Source organism: Paenibacillus sp. NFR01, assembly GCF_900111565.1.
In the GTDB taxonomy this organism is placed as follows: Bacteria; Bacillota; Bacilli; order Paenibacillales; family Paenibacillaceae; genus Paenibacillus_AQ.
The window spans coordinates 309,544-328,937 of record NZ_FOIK01000002.1; the positions used below are offsets into that span (position 1 = coordinate 309,544).

At 53.0% G+C, this 19,394-nt stretch carries 16 protein-coding genes and 1 other annotated feature; of the genes, 2 read left to right on the forward strand and 14 right to left on the reverse strand.

The features are described from left to right. Window positions 1-266 precede the first annotated feature (266 nt). From BMW84_RS12605 to ilvB, 5 genes are all read right to left on the reverse strand, one after another. Window positions 267-3,932, reverse strand: a complete 3,666-nt coding sequence (locus BMW84_RS12605) for an LPXTG cell wall anchor domain-containing protein (RefSeq protein WP_091068849.1) — start codon at window positions 3,930-3,932, stop codon at window positions 267-269. A gap of 192 nt (window positions 3,933-4,124) precedes the next feature. Continuing rightward, window positions 4,125-5,666 carry a 2-isopropylmalate synthase gene (locus tag BMW84_RS12610; RefSeq protein WP_091068851.1) on the reverse strand — a complete coding sequence of 514 codons (1,542 nt, stop codon included), beginning with the start codon at window positions 5,664-5,666 and terminating at the stop codon, window positions 4,125-4,127. A gap of 118 nt (window positions 5,667-5,784) precedes the next feature. Next, complete coding sequence (gene ilvC / locus BMW84_RS12615) at window positions 5,785-6,777, reverse strand: ketol-acid reductoisomerase (protein ID WP_091068854.1); 993 nt, start codon at window positions 6,775-6,777, stop codon at window positions 5,785-5,787. A 191-nt stretch (window positions 6,778-6,968) separates the two neighbouring features. After that, window positions 6,969-7,448 (reverse strand): acetolactate synthase small subunit, encoded by a 480-nt coding sequence (gene ilvN / locus BMW84_RS12620; RefSeq protein ID WP_091069728.1) that lies wholly within the window; start codon window positions 7,446-7,448, stop codon window positions 6,969-6,971. A gap of 5 nt (window positions 7,449-7,453) precedes the next feature. After that, window positions 7,454-9,202: a biosynthetic-type acetolactate synthase large subunit gene (gene ilvB / locus BMW84_RS12625; protein WP_091068856.1), complete on the reverse strand. Its 1,749-nt coding sequence runs from the start codon at window positions 9,200-9,202 to the stop codon at window positions 7,454-7,456. A gap of 551 nt (window positions 9,203-9,753) precedes the next feature. Between ilvB and BMW84_RS12630 the strand changes: the two genes are divergently transcribed. After that, window positions 9,754-10,203: a GNAT family N-acetyltransferase gene (locus BMW84_RS12630; RefSeq protein ID WP_091068858.1), complete on the forward strand. Its 450-nt coding sequence runs from the start codon at window positions 9,754-9,756 to the stop codon at window positions 10,201-10,203. A gap of 8 nt (window positions 10,204-10,211) precedes the next feature. On the opposite strand, the gene BMW84_RS12635 is transcribed toward BMW84_RS12630, so the two are convergent. The 5 genes from BMW84_RS12635 to BMW84_RS12655 form a co-directional block, all read right to left on the reverse strand. Further along, window positions 10,212-10,532: a hypothetical protein gene (locus tag BMW84_RS12635; RefSeq protein WP_091068860.1), complete on the reverse strand. Its 321-nt coding sequence runs from the start codon at window positions 10,530-10,532 to the stop codon at window positions 10,212-10,214. Between the two features lie 173 nt (window positions 10,533-10,705). Next, on the reverse strand, window positions 10,706-11,656 hold the full coding sequence (locus BMW84_RS12640; RefSeq protein WP_091068863.1) for an ABC transporter permease: 951 nt from the start codon (window positions 11,654-11,656) through the stop codon (window positions 10,706-10,708). Further along, a complete protein-coding gene (locus BMW84_RS12645; RefSeq protein WP_091068865.1) occupies window positions 11,657-12,730 on the reverse strand; it encodes an ABC transporter permease in 1,074 nt (357 codons plus the stop codon). It lies immediately after the preceding gene. Beyond that, the gene (locus BMW84_RS12650; RefSeq protein ID WP_091068867.1) at window positions 12,723-14,261 is read right to left on the reverse strand and encodes an ABC transporter ATP-binding protein; all 1,539 of its coding nucleotides are present in this window, start codon (window positions 14,259-14,261) and stop codon (window positions 12,723-12,725) included. The genes BMW84_RS12645 and BMW84_RS12650 overlap by 8 nt, the downstream gene beginning before the upstream one ends. Before the next feature lie 181 nt (window positions 14,262-14,442). Then, the gene (locus tag BMW84_RS12655) at window positions 14,443-15,525 is read right to left on the reverse strand and encodes a BMP family lipoprotein (RefSeq protein WP_091068869.1); all 1,083 of its coding nucleotides are present in this window, start codon (window positions 15,523-15,525) and stop codon (window positions 14,443-14,445) included. A gap of 309 nt (window positions 15,526-15,834) precedes the next feature. Between BMW84_RS12655 and BMW84_RS12660 the strand changes: the two genes are divergently transcribed. Further along, complete coding sequence (locus tag BMW84_RS12660; RefSeq protein WP_091068871.1) at window positions 15,835-16,377, forward strand: acyl-CoA thioesterase; 543 nt, start codon at window positions 15,835-15,837, stop codon at window positions 16,375-16,377. A gap of 86 nt (window positions 16,378-16,463) precedes the next feature. Here BMW84_RS12660 and rplT read toward each other — a convergent pair whose 3' ends face one another. The 4 genes from rplT to BMW84_RS12680 form a co-directional block, all read right to left on the reverse strand. Continuing rightward, window positions 16,464-16,823 carry a 50S ribosomal protein L20 gene (gene rplT, locus BMW84_RS12665; protein WP_068721095.1) on the reverse strand — a complete coding sequence of 120 codons (360 nt, stop codon included), beginning with the start codon at window positions 16,821-16,823 and terminating at the stop codon, window positions 16,464-16,466. 32 nt (window positions 16,824-16,855) lie between these two features. Then, window positions 16,856-17,056 carry a 50S ribosomal protein L35 gene (gene rpmI, locus BMW84_RS12670; protein WP_091068874.1) on the reverse strand — a complete coding sequence of 67 codons (201 nt, stop codon included), beginning with the start codon at window positions 17,054-17,056 and terminating at the stop codon, window positions 16,856-16,858. 17 nt (window positions 17,057-17,073) lie between these two features. Further along, the gene (infC, locus tag BMW84_RS12675; RefSeq protein WP_139209621.1) at window positions 17,074-17,571 is read right to left on the reverse strand and encodes a translation initiation factor IF-3; all 498 of its coding nucleotides are present in this window, start codon (window positions 17,569-17,571) and stop codon (window positions 17,074-17,076) included. A gap of 53 nt (window positions 17,572-17,624) precedes the next feature. Beyond that, window positions 17,625-17,767, reverse strand: a sequence feature (ribosomal protein L20 leader region). Between the two features lie 86 nt (window positions 17,768-17,853). After that, the gene (locus BMW84_RS12680) at window positions 17,854-19,092 is read right to left on the reverse strand and encodes a glycosyltransferase family 2 protein (RefSeq protein WP_091068878.1); all 1,239 of its coding nucleotides are present in this window, start codon (window positions 19,090-19,092) and stop codon (window positions 17,854-17,856) included. Window positions 19,093-19,394: the final 302 nt, after the last annotated feature.

The window sequence follows — 19,394 nt, forward strand, 5'->3', positions numbered from 1 at the left end:
CGCTTTGTAAATCCGCCCCGGGGCGTAGATTCATCTAGGCGGAATCGGGGGCAAACCGCGTTGCTGGCATTTGAGTTAACGTCCCGAAGGAAACAAGTGATGTTGGGCGCTCGAGTTAACGTACCGAAAGAAACAAGTAATGTTGGGCGTACACCTAGCAGTGACAGAAACAAACTCGGCGTTGTCAGGTGTATAATGCATGAAAAAAGGAGCGCCCCCTTGCCTTCCACTCGTCGGAAAGGGGCACTCCCTGAATATTGCCCCGCTTATTTGCGGGGTTTAAATTTTGCGGCCAGCAGCACGCCGATTGCAATCAGCGCGCCCCCCGCCAAATAAATCGGCCACGGGCTGGCTTCTCCGGTCTGGGGCAGCTTGACCGGACCGTCCGGAACCGGGCTTCCGCCGACCGGAATCTCGTCATCAGGAACTTCGATGATTGGCGTTGGCGTCGGCGCAGCAGACGGTGCCGGGGTCGGCGCTGCCGATGGTGCCGGGCTTGGCGCAGCCGATGCCTCCGGGGTCGCCGCAGCAGACGGTGCCGGGCTTGGCGCAGCCGACGCTTCCGGCGTTGGCGAACCGCCAGGCTGCGGGTTGCCGCCCAGCGGCACCTCATCGTCGGGAACCTCGACGATGGGGGGCTGGCTTGGCGCCGGCGTTGCCGTGGCCGGCGCTGCTGTAGCCGGCGCTTCCGGCGTCGGCGCGGCCGTTGGCGTCGGCGTTGCCGTAGCCGGCGTTTCCGGCGTCGGCGCGACCGATGGCGCCGGCGTTGCCGTAGCCGGCGCTTCCGGCGTCGGCGCAGCCGATGGCGCCGGCGTTGCCGTAGCCGGCGCTTCCGGCGTCGGCGCGGCCGTTGGCGCCGGCGTTGCCGTAGCCGGCGCTTCCGGCGTCGGCGCAGCCGTTGGCGCCGGCGTTGCCGTAGCTGGCGCTTCCGGCGTCGGCGATGGAGACGTCGACGGCTGCGCTTTTTCATTCGTAAGCGTTAAAGTCGTTTCCGTGGTGGAGTTAAACGCTACAGGGACCGGGTCCGGCTGGATCACATATCCTTCCGGCGCCTCGACCTCCTGCAAATAATAACTCCCCGGCCACAGGTTACCGAAGGCCGCTGCTCCGTACACATCCGTCGTTACCGTCCCGACAAGCGCTGCTGCTGTTCCGGCATCACGGTACAGTGCAAAGGTCGCGCCGGCAAGCTTGGAGCCGTCTTGCGCATCCGTCTTGATCAGCTTCAGTGCCTTCCGGCTGCCGGTCCCGACCGCTTCAGCGGCAGAGAGGGCCACGGTAACCTCGTATTTTTTTTCCTTTGTAATCGTAATGCTGCTATTGCCGCTGAGCTGGACGCTGTTCGAGACCTTGTCATTGTCCTTCGCGACGATCAGCGACTCATACTCCAGAACGTAAGGCTTCTCGATCGGGGCCAGAAAAGCCAGCGTAAACTGCTGTTTGCCTGTCGCCGCATCATTTTGAATGTCCAGCCTGTAGTCGGTGCCCTGAACCAGCGGCTTGCTGCCCTTGGTCACTTTGCCGTCCGCGCTGACTGTTGCCGGGTACAGCTTAAATGAATCTCCCAGCAGCAGCTGATTGTCGGTTGGATAATCGGTGATCACCGCATTTTCGATATAGGACTGACTGTAGTTAATGTTCACGGACCACTTGATCTTCGTGTTGTTCTGTACGCCGGTTTTATCGATAAACTGTCCGGCATTCGGAATATCGACCGATGCGTTCAGATCACGCGATTCCTTGCCGTTCCCGCTGCTCAGCCGTGCGGTATTGTCGATTTCCGGGCTGTCGACGGCTTTTCCGCCGAGCGATGTTTTGAACACCAGATAATAACCGGCCTGGATTTTGCCGCTGAAAGCAACTTCCAGCTGTTTGCCGCCCTCATCATAAGTGACGGTGTAAACCTTGCCGGGAACAATCTTCGTTGTCCCCTTCACGGCATCGCCGTCTTTCTCTACGGTCATCGGATAAACCGACAGCGATCCGGCGACATAAGCCTGCCCGCTCTCCAATACATCCGTCACCTTGGCGTTGTTCAGCTCGCTGCGATTGTAATTGACGCCTATGGTCCAGGTGATCTCTTTGGTTGCGGCATTATAATCTCCGCTTTTAAAGCCATTGGCCCGCTCCTTGCTGTTTGGCGTGAACACCGCACTGGCTGTTTTGCTTTTGGTAGCACTGGAGCCGGCATCGCTCCATTTCACGGTTGCTGCGTTTTCGAACTTGGCAGTGGTCTTGAGCCAGTCGTAATTCAGCCATTGATTGTCAAAATACGTCTTGTAGATAATCGTGTACGGGCCGGCGAGGGCAGAAGCAAACTTCACCTCGAAACCCTTGGTCTCCTCGACATTGCTGAGCGAGTACCCGGAAGACAGCGTGCTGCCGCCTTTTTTCACGACGATCGACCCCGGCACAAGTTTCAGACCCTTATTGGTAAAACTATCCTTCACACTCACCTGATTCATTGGGTAACTGTCACCGTCGATGGTCACTTCCCAGGTTACGGTTTTCGCCGCATAATCGGTCGCTGCCACTTTTTTGCCGATGATGGCCGGGGTCAGCTTTCCGGAGTCCGTTGCCGTCGACGAGCCACTGGACACGGTGTTTTTAACCGTTGTTTCCTCTTCCACCCGATTCAGTGCCTGCGTTTTGTATTTGATTAAATAAGCGCCGCTGACATCCTGGTTAAAACGCAGTTCAAAGCCGCTCTTCCCCGCACCGTTTACCGCCGGCGGATTCAGCGTGTAGTTCGTAAATGGCGACTTGCCTTCCGTCCCTTTGACGCTGGTTGAAAAACTGACCGGAACGATGTTGAGCGATCCCGGCACCAGGGTTTGCGAGCTGTCGAACACATCTTTCAACACAGCGTCCGCTTGCGCGATTATCCGTTCATTATAGTTGTAGCGGATTTCCCAGTCGCTGATCCGGTTCGCCGGATCGTACGACACAAAGGTCTTGGCCAGCGGCGATCCGCTAGCAACGGTAACCTTGGCGGTGGCGGTTGCTGCCGTCATCCCTCTTCCGCTAAAAGACGCGGTGTTCGTGAAGCTCGTTTTTCCGGCATCTGTAAGGTCAGTCGTATATTCCAGCCGGTACGCTCCCGTAATCGGAGCGCCGCTGAAGCCGATCTTCAGCTTGCCGCCCGCAAGGCTGGCCGTATATTCGGAAGATAAAAGCTGCTTGCCGCGGACGGCGCTGCCGTTGAGCTTCATGTCGAGCAGATAGACCTTCACACTGTCTATATTGACCGCAAGCCCGGCCGGAATCGGATCGGTAATTTCCGCTCCGTTCACGCTGGCGAGCGTTTTATTTACGTCAACCGTCCAGTCAATCGCCGCCGCATTGTAATGATCCTTATTCGCTCCCACCGGAGTGCCGCTTTTGGCGATCGTCGATGGAACATCGGGCACAAAACGGACCGTGACGGTTTTATTGCCGCCGTTCACCGGAAAAACGATCCGTTGTACCGTCGTTTCGGTAAAGCTCGCTTTATCGAATGCGGTACGGATGGCGAACGAACCATGGACATCGAAATATTTATCCACATCGTCGCCGAAGGTCAACGTGGCCTGGTTCGGATTACCCTTTCGCACATCTAGCCGCCCGAGCGTCATGCCGTCGGCTTTCAGCGGAATTCCGCTGATATCGCTGGCCAGCACAAAATGATCCGGCAAATCGAAGGTGTAGGTATCGCCGCCCTGATAGGTTTTATCCGGAAGCTGCCAATCATAGGTCAGCTTGACCTCTGCACCTTGCTTGTAGACGGCATCCGTAACAGGTACGCCGTTGTCGTAAACCGTCATGTTCACGCTGGATATAATATTGTTTTTGATTTCGGCCGCATCTGTCCGCGGCGCAAAACCGAATCCGTAAGTAACTTGCAACATAATGATTAAAAAACTAAGTATTGCGGCAAAATTTCTTTTCATCATTGCCCGGTAGTTTCCCTCCTGTCCATCTATGCTGTCGTCTGCCGGTGGCTATATCATTATAAATTAATGATTTTTTATCAACAATGGAAATAAATGTTCATTCATACTGCTGCATGAGAGCAGGAAGCATACAACGCAAAAAAGCTGCCTGTAACGCCAAACGGCAGTTACAGGCAGCTTTTTTAAAACAGATTAAAGACTGGCTTTTTCTCTTCCGGAAAAAGTCTTCCGCTTCTCGATCAGCTTGTTCAGCGCATCCAGATAGGCTCTGGCGCTCGCCTCGAGAATGTCGGTGCTGAGACCCCGGCCTTGCGCGGCAATCTCGCCTTGCGACAAAACTACATGCACCTCGCCCTGGGCGTCCTTGCCGCGGCTGACAGCTTTGATCGAGTAGTCGCCCAAAGTGACTTCTTCGCCCGTTGCTTGATCGATGGCATTGTAGATGGCATCGACCGAACCGTTGCCTTCGGCCGTAGCGGCGATCGGCGTCTCTTCCGGTCCCTGAATTGTGACGGTTGCGGAAGGCGTTGCTTCATTGCCATAGGTGACGAAAATCGTCTTGAGCGCGAATACTTCCGGCGTGTCGATCAGTCTTTCTTCGAGCAGCGCCAGAATATCCTCGTCGGACACTTCTTTCTTCTTGTCGGCCAGATCCTTGAACCGGGCGAATGCCGTGTTCAATTCTTCTTCGGACAAATCGTAACCCAGATCGCTCAGCTTGTCGCGGAAGGCATGGCGGCCCGAATGTTTGCCGAGCACCAGCTTGCTTTCCTTCAGGCCGATCGTTTCCGGGGTCATGATTTCATACGTCGTTTTTTCCTTGAGCATGCCGTCCTGATGGATGCCGGATTCATGTGCGAAGGCATTGGCTCCGACGATCGCCTTATTCCCCGGCACAACCATGCCGGTCAATTTACTGACCAGACGGCTGGTCCGGGCAATTTCGGACAACACCAGCGAGGTTTTGGCCCCGAAAAATTCGCTGCGCGTCTCGAGCGCCAGCGCAACTTCTTCGATCGCCGTATTGCCGGCGCGTTCGCCGATGCCGTTGATGGTGCCTTCAATCTGGTCGGCGCCGTTCAGAATTGCGGCCAGCGTATTGGCCGTCGCCATCCCGAGATCGTTATGGCAATGTGCGCTAAGCTGCACGCGTTCGATATCCGGAACGTTTTCCTTCAAATATTTGAAGATCGCCCCGTATTCGGACGGGTTAAGATAACCCACCGTATCCGGAATATTGACGACATTTGCACCCTCGCGGATGGCCATGCCTACAACCTCGGCCATAAAGTCCAGCTCGGTACGGCCGGCATCCTCCAAAGAGAACTCAAGCTTAGGGAAAAATTTCTTGGCATAACGAATGGCTGAACGCGCCGTCTCCAGCACCTCCGCCTTCTCCATCCGAAGCTTGTGCTGGCGGTGGATCGGAGACGTGGCGAGGAAAATATGAATGCATGGGTCCTGTGCGCCTTGCAGCGCCTCTTTTACCGCATCGATATCCTTCTCCCGGGAACGGGACAGGCCGATGACGGTTGCGTTTTTGACCGCCTTCGCCACCGCCTGGACGGCGGCAAGATCTCCCGGCGAAGCGGCGGGGAAACCCGCCTCCATCCGGTCGATTCCGAGCTTCTCCAGCTGATGGGCGATTTCTACCTTCTCGCGCGTGTTCAGGTTCACGCCCGGGGACTGCTCCCCGTCACGCAGCGTGGTGTCAAACACATAAATCTTGCGCATGCCGAGCACCTCCTGTAGATCGTGTATAAACCCTCAAATGCGGCCCGCATGAATCGCGGCCGCATCTGAGGGTTATGCCTGGTTATCGTTATCCTAATTTATGCATAGCTTAGCTTGCTTATTTCTTGATCCAGTGCATCATTTCACGCAGTTGTCCGCCGACTACTTCAACCGGATGAGCGGCTTCATTGCGGCGTGTAGCTGTCAGGAACGCGCGGCCGGATTGGTTCTCAAGGATGAAATCGCGGGCGAATTTACCTTGTTGAATGTCGGACAATACGGCTTTCATTGCTTTTTTCGTTTCGTCGGTCACGATGCGAGGGCCGGTAACATAGTCGCCGTATTCCGCAGTGTTACTGATGGAATCGCGCATGGTAGCCAGACCTCCTTCATAAATGAGGTCAACGATCAGCTTCATTTCGTGCAAGCACTCGAAGTAAGCCATTTCCGGAGTATAGCCTGCTTCGGTCAGCGTTTCGAAGCCGGCTTTGATCAATGCGGATACGCCGCCGCACAGTACAGCTTGTTCACCGAACAAGTCGGTTTCGGTTTCTTCGCGGAAGGAAGTTTCGATAACTCCGGCACGGGTACAGCCGATACCTTTTGCGTACGCGAGTCCAATCGCTTTAGCGTTTCCGGTAGCATCCTGTTCGATGGCGATCAAGCCTGGAACGCCGAAGCCTTCCACGTACGTACGACGAACCATGTGACCCGGCGATTTCGGAGCAACGAGCAGTACGTCGGCATCCTTTGGAGCAACGATTTGTCCGAAATGAACGTTAAAGCCATGGGAGAACATGAGTGCAGCGCCTTTTTTGAGGTTTGGCTCGATTTCGTTTTTGTAGACGGAAGCTTGGGTTTCATCCGGCATCAAAATTTGCACGACATCCGCGCGGGATACGGCGTCCGCTACGGAAAGCACTTCAAAGCCGTCATTTTTGGCCGTTTCGAAGGATTTGCCTTCACGCAGGCCGATAACAACTTGAAGACCACTGTCACGCAGATTTTGTGCTTGGGCATGCCCTTGGCTGCCGTATCCGATTACTGCGATGGTTTTTCCCTTCAATACACTCAGTTCTGCATCTTTTTCATAGTACGTTGTTACTGCCATTGTTCATATCCTCCTTTAAATTGAGACCCATCGTAAAGAGCGGGTGCTTCAGAAGCCTTGGGTTAGCTTCTCAAGCTCCCGCTCTTTCAGCGGGTCAATCATACTGAATCCTGTCCGTTAATGCAAGCAAGCAGCAATTCGTTAAAGCCGTAAATTATACCGGAGTTATCCGCCGACTTTGTTCTTTAAAATCAGGCGTTCCCGCGGATCATAGCGGTTACGCCGGTCCGGGAAAGCTCCTTAATGCCGTATGGCTTGAGCAGTTCAATCATGGCATCGATTTTTTGCGTATCGCCGACGACCTGGACGAGCAGGCTGGTCGAACCGATATCCACGACCGAGGCACGGAAGGTTTCAACGACGCCCATGATCTCCGGACGTTCTGCCGGCTCCGCTTTTACTTTGATCAGAGCCAGTTCGCGGGCAACCATTGGCTTGGAGCCGAGATCAACGACCTTGATGACATCAATCAGCTTGTAGAGCTGCTTTTCGATCTGCTCCAGCGTATGCTGGTCGCCAAGGGTTACAATGACCATCCGCGACAATCCCGCTTCTTCCGATTGCCCTACGGTAATGCTCTCGATATTAAAGCCGCGGCGGCCGAATAGTCCGGAAACCCGCTGCAGGACGCCGGGCTGGTCATTCACTAATACGGAAATCGTATGTTTCATCACGGTTATTCATCCCCCATCAGCATTTGATCGATGGTCGAGCCCTGGGTTACCATCGGGTAGACATTTTCGTCTTTGGAGACAACGAATTCTACCAATACCGGACCCGGCGTTTCCAGCGCTTCCTTCCATACGGCGCCCGCTTCTTCCTTGCTGGTTGCGCGGAGGCCTTTAACCCCGTACGCCTCAGCCAGCTTCACGAAGTCCGGACTGCCCGCAAGATCGGTGTAGCTGTAACGCTTCTCGTAGATCAGGTTCTGCCATTGGCGCACCATTCCAAGCACCTGATTGTTGATCACAACAATCTTGACCGGAATGTTGTTGATGGCGCAAATCGCTAGTTCCTGGGCGCACATTTGCATGCCGCCGTCGCCGTTGATGGAGACCACCAGACGCTGCGGATGCGCCATTTGCGCACCGATCGCCGAAGGGAAACCGAAGCCCATCGTTCCAAGCCCGCCCGAGGTGATCCAGGAACGCGGATGATTGAATTTATAATACTGGGCGGCCCACATCTGATGTTGGCCGACGTCCGTGGTGATGATCGCTTCACCTTCCGTAGTGTCGTTGATCATCTCGATCACCCACTGCGGCTTCAGCTCATCGCTGGAATCGTTGTAACGAAGCGGATATTCCAGTTTCCACTGGGCAATCTGGGTTCTCCACGCATCCGCGTTTGCAGCCCGTCCCACTTCCGGATTAAGCATCTCCAATACCGTTTTGACATCACCTACGATCGGGATGTCCGGCTGCACGTTTTTGCCGATTTCCGCCGGATCGATATCGATATGAACGATCTTGGCATATGGTGCAAAACCGTCCAGCTTGCCGGTTACCCGGTCATCAAACCGTGCGCCGATATTGATCAGCAAATCGCAGTTCTGAATGGCATTGTTCGCGGTGTAGGTTCCGTGCATACCCGGCATGCCCATCCACAGCTCTTCGCCGCTCGGGAATCCGCCGAGACCCAGCAGTGTCGTCGTAATCGGAATTTCAGTCCGTTTCACGAATTCGTACATGGCTTCGTGAGCTCCGGAGTAGATAACCCCGCCTCCCGCAATGATAATTGGCCGCTCTGCGGAAGCGATGGCCCGCACCAGTTTATCGAGCTGCAATTTGTTAGGAACAGTGCGCGGGTTGTAGCCGCGAAGGTTGACGCCTTGCTCCTGAGCCGGCGCAAACAAGGTTTTCGCCGCCGACACGTCTTTCGGAATGTCGATCAGGACTGGACCTTTGCGGCCGGTGTTCGCAATATGGAACGCCTCATGAATGATTCGCGGCAAGTCCTCAACATCCCGCACCAGATAGCTGTGTTTTGTAATCGGCATCGTGATACCGGTAATGTCTGCTTCCTGGAATGCATCCGTACCGATCAGGCTGGAGAATACGTTGCCTGTAATGACAACGAGCGGAACCGAGTCCATAAAAGCAGTCGCGATGCCCGTTACCAGATTGGTTGCCCCCGGGCCGGAGGTCGCGATACACACGCCCGGTTTGCCGCTTGCCCGTGCATAGCCGTCGGCGGCATGAATGGCGCCTTGCTCGTGGCGAGTCAGGATATGATTGAAATCCGTAAAGCCGTGGAGCGCATCGTAAATGTACAGCACTGCACCGCCCGGATAACCGAATACAGTATCTACACCTTCAAGTACAAGACTGCGCAACAGGATCTCCGATCCGCTAATGACCTCCGGCGTTTTCCATTTCTCACGTAATTCTTCTGTCGACCGCACTTCCGGTGTTTGCGCACTCATCAGTGTTCCTCCCTTCGATATTCAAAAACCCCATATATCAGCAAAAAAACCTTCCGCCTCCCACGCACAACGATCGCTGCGCGTGAGGGACGAAAGGTTGATCTTCCGTGGTACCACCCATGTTTGCATTGCACCTCGCGATGCAACGCCTTATCAGGTAACAAAAATCCATCGATGTAGGCAGGGCCCAATCTTTGTGACCTGAAGTCCGTAACGCGGACCACACGATTTCCCCTACTAATTCCGCCACTGTTGCCGACGGACCTTTCAGCGAAACAGCTCCGAGGTGAGCTCGTATAAAAGGGATTCTGGTGGAGGTTTCAGCAAATCCTCGCACTCTCTGATCAAAAGAGCCCTTTAAACTTCGTCCTCATCATCGCCGATGAATGTATGTTCGATAAAATGTTTAGACACATTATATGATTCCTCACACGGTTAGTCAATACCCATATTTCTGCAAACTTTCACGCGATGTTACGAATTCCTTGCCGGAACGCCCATACCTTCGGCAGCATATGATGTACGACAATGTGCCAGACTGGAGGTGCTCCATGATCCGCTATCGCAGACCGAAACAAGATGATACGGTGATCCTGGACCTGATTGAGAAACAGCTTGTCCCGCTCTCGCATCTCCCGCAGACCGTCATTAACCAGGTGAGAAGCGATTTGCCGCGCCGCTTGAGCCAAGGCGTTACACTGGTGGCCTGCCCCGAATACGAAAGCGACCCTTTGGGATTTGTCCACTTTATGCTGCATGGCGATCTGCTCTATATCGATATGCTTGCGGTCTCGCCCGCAGCCCGCCGCAAACGCTGGGGCAATCTGCTGATGGACCGTGCCGAGCGGTTTGCACTATCCCGCGGATGCAACAGGGCAAAGGTATCCGTAGACAGCGGGAATACCGCAGGCATAGCTTTTTATAAAAAATTGGGCTACAGTGTAGCCCGCTATCACCAGAAAAATTACGTCTATGAATTTGAGAAGCAGTTCAACCGCTGAGGACCGCTTTAGAAAAAGCCAACAGGCGGGCGTCCGTACGGACCATAGCCGCCATACCCAGGAGCGCCGTAAGGCGTTCCATACGGGTATCCGCCGTAAGGATACCCGCCGTAGGCATAAGGAGCCGTCCCAACAGCCAGCAAGTCGAACAGTACCAACGGAATGAGCGCTTTGGTTTGCACTTTTTTACCGCTGATCGGTTGCAGCATCAGACGGTTGCCCGAGATGCGGATCAGCTTGCCCATGACTTTGGATCCGTCCTTTTTGACCGCGACGATGTTTTTGCCCACCATCTTCATGACCTGTTTTTTTGTAACCGGCTGGATCATCTATATCCCTCCCAATAGGATTATCAAGACCCTTACAGTCTATTCCACCGGCGTCCCCTCCGCCTGTACATTTGACCCTCCACAAGAATCTCCTGCATTCAGGAGCACAAAAAAAAGCATTCCCGCAGGAAGCGGGAATGCTTTTTTGCGAGCACACGCGGGAGCCGGCAGGCTCACCGCTTACCCGGATCGTATGGTTCGCCCAGCGCCTTCGGAGCCGATGAGCGCCCTACTGCGCTGACTAGCACGATTATGGTCAGGATGTAAGGAATCATGAAAATAAATTCCTGCGGGATATCCTTGGACCATTCAAACAGCTGAACATAGTTGCGGATCGCCTGGGACAAGCCGAAGAATACGGCCGCACCGAAGGCACCGAGCGGATTCCATTTCCCGAAGATCATCGCGGCAATGGCGATAAAGCCTTGTCCGGAAATCGTGTTATGGGCATAGGTTCCGGTTGTCGTAAGCGTAATGGTGGCGCCGCCGATGCCAGCCAGCATACCGCTGAGCAACACGCCGATATATCTCATCCGGTTGACGTTAACGCCAAGCGTGTCCGCTGCGCTCGGATGTTCGCCGACCGCACGCAGGCGCAGACCGAACGGCGTCTTGAACAGCACGAAGTAAATGACGATAACAAGGATGATCGCCAGGTAAGTGGTCGGGTAGGAATCAAAAACCCCTTCGCCGATCACCGGAATCTTGGAAAGCCATGGCACCGTGATCTTATCGAAGCCGTTGATCAGCGGGGATTCGCCCGCGCCTTCAAACAGCAATTTAACCAGATATAGCGTGCTTCCGGCGGCCAGAAAGTTGATAACCGTACCTGATATCGTCTGGTCCGCCTTGAACGTTATGGAGGCCACGGCATGAATTAGCGCACCGAGCGCACCGATAACCATGGCGCATAATACGCCGATCCATGGTGCCCACGCGCCCATTCCGGCATCTTCGGCGTAATAACCGCCGACAGCCGCGGCAAACGCGCCGAACATCATCAGTCCTTCAAGCCCGATGTTGACCACACCGGAGCGCTCAGAGAAGATGCCGCCTAGTGCGGCAAAGATCAGCGCCGTGGAGAACACCAGCGTTGTGTTGAGCAATTGGCCTAATGTATCCATCTAAGACACCTTCTCTTTCTTGCGCTTGAAGTAAAACGGCTTCAGCACCCAGCGCACAATTCCTTGGGCAGCGATAAAGAATATGATCGAACCGATAACGATCCGGATCAATTCCGGCGGAACGTCCGCGCCAAAACTCATGCCGGCCGAACCGTACGTCAGCATACCGTAGAGGATAGAAGCCAGAATAACGCCCAACGGATGGGTTAATCCAAGCAGCGCTACGGCGATTCCGTCAAAGCCGTAACCCGGAGAAGCGGCAAATACGGATTGATAATGGAAAACCCCCAGCACTTCGCCCGCACCGGCCAGGCCGGCAAAAGCGCCGCTGATGAACATCGCCTTAACCACGTTGCGTCCGACATTCATGCCCGCGTATTCAGCGGCATGCGGGTTGAAACCGACGGCCCGCATTTCATAGCCCTGCTTGGTTTTCCACAGATACACATAAAAGAATACCGCGGCCAACAACGCCAATACTGTACCCCAATGTATGCGGGCATTGTCGAAAAGCGAATTCAGAAACGTCATGGACATCGAAGCCGGGATATCCTCGGAACGGTTTTTCCCTGGAATCAGCAAGAAGTTTCGGACAATGTAGTTGGCCAGATAAAGCGCAATCCAGTTGAGCATAATGGTTGTAATAACTTCATTGATACCGCGTTTGGCTTTCAGGTAGCCGGCAATGCCTGCCCATAAGCCGCCAAACAGGCCCGCGGCAATAACTGCCAGCGGAACCAGCAGGAACGTTGGCATTCCGCTAAGCTTGATGCCGATGACGGAAGCTGCCGTCATACCGATCAGTACCTGTCCGTCCGCGCCGATGTTAAACATCCCCGAACGGAAGGCAAAGGCAACGGCCAGACCCGTAAACATCAGCGGCGTCATTTCCCGGATCGCTTCGCCGAAGTCGTACGGGCTGCCGAACACGCGCTTGAACAGCGCAGAGTAGGCAGCGATAGGATCGTAGCCGCCGATCAGCATGACCACTGCACCGACCAGAAAGCCCAGTATAATCGCTACGAGCGGTATGATGTAGCTATCGCCAGCAAAGATTTTTTTCAGTTTATTCACCCGCATTACCTCCCCGCTTGAGGCTTCCCGCCATCATGAGGCCCAGCTCCTGGTCATTGGTATCCTCCGGATATACTTCGCCGACGATTTGCCCTTCATAAATAACGGCAATCCGGTCGGACACGTTCATGATTTCATCCAGCTCGAAGGAAATGAGCAGTACTGCCTTGCCTTGGTCGCGCTGGGCAATCAGCTGCTTCTGTACGAACTCGATCGCCCCGACATCCAAGCCGCGCGTCGGCTGGGCTGCGATCAGCAGTGTCGGATCCTTGTCTATTTCCCGAGCAATAATCGCTTTCTGCTGATTCCCGCCGGAGAGCGACCGGGCTTTGTTCTCGATGGACGGCGTCCGTACGTCGAACCGTTCGACAAGCGAAGTGGCATGACGGTCGATGACATCCTTTTGCAAAAATCCGTTTTTGTTGTACGGCGCTTTATAGTATGTCTCAAGAACCATATTTTCGCTTACTGTAAAATCCAGCACGAGGCCGTGTTTATGACGGTCTTCCGGAATATGCGAGACATTTTTCTCCGAAATTTTGCGTGGAGACAAATTGGCGATTTCGCTTCCCTCAATCGTAATGGAACCGGAATCAACTTTACGCAAGCCGGTAATCGCTTGGATCAGTTCGCTTTGTCCGTTACCGTCTACCCCGGCGATACCGAGAATTTCTCCCGCCTTTACTTCAAAGCTGAGACCGTTCAGCACAGAGACGCCTTCCTTGCTCTTGCTCTGCACGTTCGACATCTTCAGTACCGTTGCGCCTGGCTTCGGCGGAGCCTTGTCCACTTTAAAGGTTACGCCGCGTCCGACCATTTTTTCGGCCAGCTCATTTGGATTGGTTTCCGAAGTTTTAACGCTGTCGATCACTTTCCCGCGCCGGATAATCGTCACCCGATCGGAGATTTCCATAATTTCCTTCAGCTTATGCGTAATCAGGATGATCGATTTACCTTCCGCTACAAGACGCTTCATGATCGCCATCAGTTCGGTGATCTCCTGCGGCGTCAAGACGGCGGTTGGTTCGTCGAATATAAGAATATCCGCCCCGCGGTACAAGGTTTTCATGATCTCTACCCGCTGCTGCATGCCGACCGAAATATCATGGATTTTGGCGTTCGGATTGACCTGCAGCCCGTATTGCTCCGATAGTTTACGAACCTGTTCCTCGGCGGATTTATAGTCGATTTTAAGTCCCTTTTTCGGCTCCATGCCAAGAACGATGTTCTCGGTTACCGTAAAAGGATCAACAAGCTTGAAATGCTGGTGAACCATTCCGATGCCCAGCTCAATGGCTTTGTTCGGGCTGTCGATAACGACCGGTTTTCCGTCAATTTCAATGCTGCCCTCGTCGGGCTGGTACAAACCGAATACGATATTCATCAGGGTAGACTTGCCTGCCCCGTTTTCGCCGAGCAGCGCATGAATCTCCCCCTTCTGGAGCGTCAGGCTGATGGAGTCGTTTGCAACAATACCGGGAAAACGTTTTGTGATTTGCTTCAACTCTACAACAGGAGCCGCAGCACTCATGGAATCACCCTCATCACAGAATATAGAAATTATTACACGTACAGACGCCGATATACCGTCCCGAATTCAAGGACGGCATTACTGTGCTGCTTTTAAGGACCGGTATTTTAACAGGGAACAAGGCCGGCTCAAGACCGGCCTTGTTCCCTGTTCTTATAAAATTCGTTGCGTGTGTAAACGATTATTCGGCAGGAACAACGATTGTTCCGTCGATGATTTGTTTCGTGTACTCGTCAACTTTAGCCAGGATTTCTGGGCTTACGTTGGCTTTCGAAGTCTCAGGAAGACCTACGCCGTTGTCTTTCAGACCCAGTACGGTAGTTGTGCCGCCTTTGAACGTTCCGTCAACTACTTGTTGGGATACTTTCTTAACAGCTTCGTCTACGCGTTTGATCATGGAAGTCAAAGTTACGTCATCGCCAAATTCCAGGGATTGGTCTTTGTCTACGCCGATAACCCAAACTTTGGAGCCGCCTGCTTTGTTGCGGGATTTTGCTTCGTTGAATACGCCGTTGCCCGTTGCGCCTGCAGCAGGGAAGATGATGTCATTGCCTGCATCGTACAGGGTAGCAGCCAGGGATTTACCAGTATCAGGCTTGTCATAAGCGCCTGCATAAGTAATCGTTACTTTAGCGTTAGGGTTAACTGCTTCAACGCCGGCTTTGAAGCCAACTTCGAAACGTTTGATAACCGGGCTTTCCATACCGCCGATGAAACCTACTTTGTTGGTTTTTGTAGTCAGACCCGCAACCACGCCGACCAGGAAGGAACCTTCGTTTTCGGAGAAGGTTACGGATTCAACGTTCGGAGCGTCAACCACGCTGTCGATGATCGCCAGGTTGGCGTTCGGGTTTTCGTCGGCAACTTTCTTCACAGCGTCGCCAAGGTCAAAGCCGATACCCCAAGTCAGATTGTAGCCGCCTTGAACGAATTGGTTCAGGTTTGGCTCGTAGTCTGCATTGGATTTACTTTGCAGGTACTTGATTTCTACGCCGGTCTCTTTGTTCAGAGCTTCCAGGGCTTCCCAAGCGGATTGGTTAAAGGATTTGTCGTTAACGCCGCCTACGTCGGTTACGAGGCCAACCTTAACGTCAGTCTTTGGTGCTTCGGTCGGAGCGTTTGTTGCAGTTCCTGCGTTGGTAGCGGCGTTGTCCCCGGTTCCGGCATTTCCGGAATTCGCGTTGTTGTTATTGTTTCCGCAGCCTGCCAGGATGACAGTAAACGCAAGCAACATTACGAGAGACAGCTTGAAAACTTTTTTCATCGGAATGGAATCCCCCTTAACAATTTGGTTGTCCTCTATACTCTGTCCAGACACACCATTAGGTCAAATTATACCTGCAAAAAAACCGAAAATCCAGTCTATTAATGACCTCAGGTCAATAATAATTTGCATTTTTCAACAAGAAAACGCTTCCTGTAACACCAAGTGTTATGTCGATGTGCAGTTAGTGTTAGAAAAGCTCGATTTCCCTTATTAAAAAGCAAACTGTTAGGCATATTATTGCACAACAGTTGCTTTTCTATTATCATAATTGTTTACATAATGCATGAAAGGTGAGTTACGAAAACAATGGACAAGCCTAGCGACATTCCAGCCGTTCCGGAATACAAATACTGCCGGGAATCCCGGGTATTCAAAACCGGGCGCGTTTTCCCAAATGACGTAAACAACCACAAAACGCTGTTCGGCGGAAAACTGATGAGCACGCTCGACGAAGTGGCATCCATCTCCGCCATGCGGCATTGCCGCAAGAACGTCGTCACGGCCTCTGCCGATTCCGTCGACTTTCTGTCGCCGATCCGTCCCACCGATTCGGTCTGCTTCGAATCCTTCGTATCTTCGACCGGCCGGACAAGCATCGAGGTATTCGTCAAAATCATAGCCGAAAACCTCTACACCGGCGAACGCACCGTGGCTGCTACCGCATTTCTAACCTTTGTAGCCGTTGACGAAAACGGCATACCGGCCCAGGTTCCCAAGGTTCTTGCCGAAACCGACGAGGAGAAGCTGGTCAGCCATTCCGCCGATGAACGATCGGAGCTTCGCAAGCTTAGACGAAACAGCAGCAAAATGCTGGCTGCACAGCTGAGCACAACAAAGTATTGGGAATAGCCTTTAATCCTTTAGTCAATTAAAGGCCGCAAAAAAGCACCGTCGCGCGGATGAGCCGCAGGCGGTGCTTTTCGGTTTATTGCAAATTAAGCATTGATCTTCTCTTTGGCTACAACAGCCAAGGAGTTAAATGCATTCAGGTCGTTAACAGCGAGATCAGCCAGCATCTTGCGGTTTACTTCCACGCCAGCCAGTTTCAAGCCGTGTACCAGCTTGCTGTAGGACAGGCCGTTTTGACGGGCTGCAGCGTTGATGCGCACGATCCACAGTTTGCGGAAGTTACGTTTGGTTTGACGACGGTCACGGTAAGCGTAAACCATCGATTTCATTACTTGTTCTTTAGCAGTTTTGAAAATGCGGTGTTTGGAACCGAAATAACCTTTAGCCAGCTTCAATACCTTTTTATGTCTACGACGAACTACAAATCCGCCTTTAACTCTTGCCATATTAATAAACCTCCCAAAAATATGTGTTTAAACTATTTCAAGTTTGCAAGTCCTTGTTTCAAACGTCTTACGTCGCCTGCTGCCATTACCGGGTTGCCGCTCAGGACGCGTTTGGCGCGTTTGGACTTGTGGGACAGCAAGTGGTTTTTGTGGGCTTTGTAGCGCAGTACTTTACCGGATCCTGTTACTTTGAAGCGGCCTTTCAGGCTGCTGTGGGTTTTCATTTTAGGCATGGTGTTTCCTCCTTGAATTATTGGGCTTTAGGGGCCAAAATCATGATCATGCTGCGGCCTTCCAGCTTTGGCTGGCGCTCGACAACGGAAATGTCGGCCACTTCGTTCTTCACGCGCTCCAGGATCTTCTGGCCGATATTGGCGTGAGTGATCTCACGACCGCGGAAACGCACGGAGCATTTCACCTTATCGCCTTCGCCCAGGAACTTGATTACATTGCGGAACTTGGTTTGATAATCATGTTCCTCAATGTTGGCGCGGAACCAGACTTCCTTGATGTCCACGATCTTCTGGTTCTTGCGCGCTTCCTTCTCTTTCTTCTGCAGTTCGTAACGGAACTTGCCGTAATCCATGATGCGGCATACCGGCGGTTTCGCCTGCGGTGCTACGTTGACTAAATCCAAATTGAGATCAATCGCCATTTGCAGCGCTTCGCGGATCGGCTTGATTCCGATTTGCTCGCCTTCCGCTCCAACCAACCGGACCTCTTTGGCCCGGATTTCATCATTGATCATATGGTCTTTACTGATAACTCTCCACCTCCGGATCTTATGGGCAATAAGCGGTTCTCCATAAAAAAGGGATGCCGGTAACTACGACCGACACCCCGTTTGATCAACGTTCATGAACGATAACATCCATAATCATTGAGATCAAAACCAGCCGGCATTAAGCCGTTCAGGTGAGAAGCCGGTGCTTCTGCTTGCAATCCCTATGTTTTGCATACTTGAATAATATACACTATGGGCAACCCCAGTGTCAACCAGGCAGGCAGATTTTTCACGAATTTTTTTTTGCTACACCTGCTTGCTCTGCACTTCCTCCAGCCGGACCACCCGCGTATGCTTCGTATGGCTCCACTGCTTGTTGTTTTGCGTAAAAAACGCATAGAACGTAATGGGATACCAGGATAGCAGGTAAATCGGGAAGGTCAGCAGGTACAGATACACTTTCTTGTATCGAACCTTCTCCAGCGCCATGGACAACAGGAACGTAAACACGTTCGCTCCGATCGCAAAATAGCTGAGCCAAATCGGCAGATGCCCGTAGATGTTGGCAATATGCGGTCCGCCGAACAGCGAATTGTCGATCCAGATCGCCGCCGTCATCAGGAAGGTCAACAGCACCACATAGACGTTTGCGCCGTACAGCGCCAAATCGAATTTGATCAGGTTGCGCTCTTTAATGCTTTGCCAGATCAAAGGAAAGAAATAGCGTCTCGCCACCGTAAAATGGCCCTGCATCCAGCGCAGCCGTTGTCTGGAGGAAGCCTTGAATGTCAGCGGCTTCTCGTCGAACACCTTGGCGTCATAGTTGAAGCGCGGATACACGCCCTTGGAGGCGCTGCGCATCGTGAATTCCAGATCCTCCACCAGGCTGGTCGCGCCCCAGCCCATTTCCTTGAGCAGCGACGTTTCGAAGCACATGCCGGTGCCGCCGAGGAAGTTCGCCATTTGCAGATTATGCCGCGAAAGCTGCCATAGGCGGTTGATATACCAGTACGATACCCCGTATGCCGCGGTAATCCAGGAATCCTCCGGATTTTTGGTATCGATGTAGCCTTGAATCACCCGTGCCCCCGAGCAGAGATCGTTGTTCATCTCCATGAGGAACTCCGTGTCAGCCAGATTGTCGGCGTCGAACATAACGACGGCATCATACTGCCGCGGCATAGCCCACAGCTCCTTGAGCATCCATTCGATGGCGTAGCCTTTGCCCCGCAGGTTGGTGTTGGTGCGGACACAGGCGTTCATGCCGTGCTCTCTGACGATTTTGGCCGTGTTGTCGGTACAGTTATCACAAATCACGAATACGTCGTACAATTCCTTGGGATAATGGAGCTGCTTTAGATTCTCCATCAAAGCCCCGACGACCTCTTCCTCGTTATGTGCGGCGACAAGTACGGCAAATGATTTTTGCGGCGCGTAGACTTCCTTCCGTTTGGTTCTGCGCAGTCCGAACAGCGAGAATAAAAACTGGTAGACTGCGATCGCGGCCAAAATGACCTGCAGCGATACAAATAAAGCGTCTGTCATGATGCTTCTTGATGCCCCCTTTTCCAAAATGTTGTTTGTGCTCTCTCTGTCTGTGTACAAACCTTTTATGACCCTTTTGTTGCATTCCTTACGATAGACCAAAGGTTTCCCCTTTTATGCGGGCAGACGGCGTTTTTTTGGGCGGCATCCCATTTTTTCTCTTTACCTTATAAACGCCCGCAGGCCTGCTTGAATCATTGTAAGGCCCTGGGTACACTAAGTCAAAACTTTCGCAAGCGGGCAATCGGCCGAGCTTTTTCTTGAAATGGACTGCCTTTAAAACGTATGATAAAGACAGCTTT